At 67.6% G+C, this 2,096-nt stretch carries 3 protein-coding genes; 1 reads left to right on the top strand and 2 read right to left on the bottom strand.

Features of this window, described 5'->3' with window-relative positions:
* On the top strand, positions 1 to 337 hold a 337-nt coding region (locus VN856_RS12165), incomplete at its 5' end, for a hotdog fold domain-containing protein (RefSeq protein WP_325689304.1).
* Here the strand turns inward: VN856_RS12165 and VN856_RS12160 are convergent.
* Both VN856_RS12160 and VN856_RS12155 read right to left on the bottom strand, forming a co-directional pair.
* Positions 334 to 693 carry a nuclear transport factor 2 family protein gene (locus VN856_RS12160; RefSeq protein WP_325689303.1) on the bottom strand — a complete coding sequence of 120 codons (360 nt, stop codon included), beginning with the start codon at positions 691 to 693 and terminating at the stop codon, positions 334 to 336. The two genes, VN856_RS12165 and VN856_RS12160, sit on opposite strands and share 4 nt — an antisense overlap.
* Positions 690 to 2,096: carboxylesterase/lipase family protein (locus VN856_RS12155; RefSeq protein WP_325689301.1), on the bottom strand; the 1,407-nt coding region annotated here is incomplete at its 5' end. The genes VN856_RS12160 and VN856_RS12155, both read right to left, overlap by 4 nt.

The raw sequence follows: 2,096 nt of genomic DNA, 5'->3' as shown, positions 1-2,096 counted from the left end.
GGGGCTGGCCGAGGTCCGGGTTCCGAAGTGGTTCTTCGTCTACAACCACCTCCATACCGTGCACGCGATCGCATCGTGCAATGCCGCCGAGGTGGCGATGGGGATGCTGATGGAAGCCACCGTCCCGCGCAGCCACCGGTGGATACCCAAGGCGATGACCGTGCAGTACTTAGGAAAAGCCACCACGTCGCTGCTGGCCCGGGCCGAGGTAAACGCGCCGGATTTCACCCAGATCAACGATGGCGTCGACCTCGTCGTGCCGGTCAGCATCACCGATCGCAGCGGCAACGAGGTCGTGCACGCCGACATCACCACCTGGGTGACGCCGGCGGGCTAGCCGCGCGACAAATATGTCCCGTGGCCGCGGCGAACCAAGTCGCCGTCGAACTCGAGCACCTCGTTCACCAGGCCGCCCTTCTCGTTGCGGTAATTGATCACGAGGACCGACGCGCCGCGGTAGACGCCGATGACGTCGAAGTGCAGGTCGGGCACGGCCGCCAGTGCGGCGCACCAATATTCGCGCAGCGCCGCTTTGCCGCGGACGATTCCCGCTGAGCCGGGGACGAATTCGGCCGCGTAAGGCGATGTGAACACGACGTCGTCGTGGAAATGCGTGAGCACTGCGTCGACGTCGCGGCGGTTCCAGGCCGCACACCACTCGTCGGCGAAGCCGGCCGCTTCCGGTGTGCTCACGACTTGCCCTTCAGCGTCGACCAGAACGGGCACTGGTGGGCTGCCTCGAAGTCGGTGACGAGCTGACTTCCCCCGGGGCGCAACGACATCCAAGTATCGTGGTCGGGGTTGCCGTCTTGGGCCGGCCAGTCGGGCAGGCCGGCGGCCTTTGGTGCGCCATTGGTGACGAAATGGCTCCAGTAGCTCATCATCTGGTCGGACAATATCTGCTGAGCGCGATCCAGCGGTTGCGCGCCGCCCATGCTGAACAGGTACCGCAGCTCCAGAGAATGGCTGGCGCCGACCGGAAACGGCGCGTCTCGCAAGAACTTGGGCGCCGGCGCGTGTGGATCGTTGAACTCGTAGGCGTATACCGGCGCATTACGGCTCAGTGAGTCCGCCAATCGGTCTGCGGCGCAAGCGAAGACGCCGTCGGTGGCCGCCGCTGAGTAGGCCAGCGAGGCATCGCCGCCGTAGTGGTCGGGCGAATAGTGCGCCAGCACTGGGGCGCTGTCGGCGGCGCCGAAGATGTCGGCGAGCAGACGCGGATACTCACCGGGGTTGACTCCCCGGGCCAGCCTTGAGGCCCGCAGCGCCGCGAAGAGCGTGAATTCGTCGTGGTTGACCCCCATCAGCACCGGGACCCGGGCTGCCTGATCGGCGGCGAATGCCTCGATCGGATTGACCGGCAGCTCACCCGTTCCGGTGACCGGCCCGGAGAGCCCGTCGGAGTCGCCGATGAAGTAGTACCAGGGTGGCCGCTCGAGCCGGGTCGCCGGCAGCGCACGCAGACACCGCGCGGTGGTGGCGGGATTGCGACATCCTGCCGCGATCGCATAATCCACGCTCTGGCTCTGCCCGACTGCCAGGTCCGCCTGTGCCTGGCACGGCGCGCTCTGGATGATCGCCGCGCGGAACAGGCCGGCCGACCCCGGCGCGATCAGGTGATCGCACACCGACATGCCGCCCGCGGACTCGCCGGCGATGGTCACCTTCCGCGGATCGCCGCCGAACGCGGCGATGTTGTCGCGGACCCATCGCAGCGCGGCCTGCTGGTCGGCCAGTCCGTAGTTGCCCACCGTGCCCGGCGCACCGAGCGACGGGTGGGCCAGGAAACCGAGTGCACCCAACCGGTAGTTGATCGTCACGACGACGATGTGGCCCCTGGCGGCCAGCCAGCGCGCGTGATAGATGTCGCCGCTGCCGTTGACGAAGCCTCCGCCGTGAATCCACACCATCACCGGACGCTTGTCGTTGTGTTGTCCGCGGGCCGGAGTCCAGACGTTGAGCGTCAGGCAGTTTTCGCTGGTCGGCTTGCCGACCCGCGGATTGGGTCCGGTGTCCTGCATGCACTGCGGGCCGGCCTTGGTGGCGTCCAGCATCCCCGGCCAATGCGCCGCCGGCCGCGGTAGCTGCCACCGCAA

It is taken from the genome of Mycobacterium sp. (genome assembly GCF_035603715.1).
Lineage (GTDB): Bacteria > Actinomycetota > Actinomycetes > Mycobacteriales > Mycobacteriaceae > Mycobacterium.
Note: the sequence above shows the minus strand (reverse complement) of the source record. Positions and strands in the feature narration are given on the sequence as shown.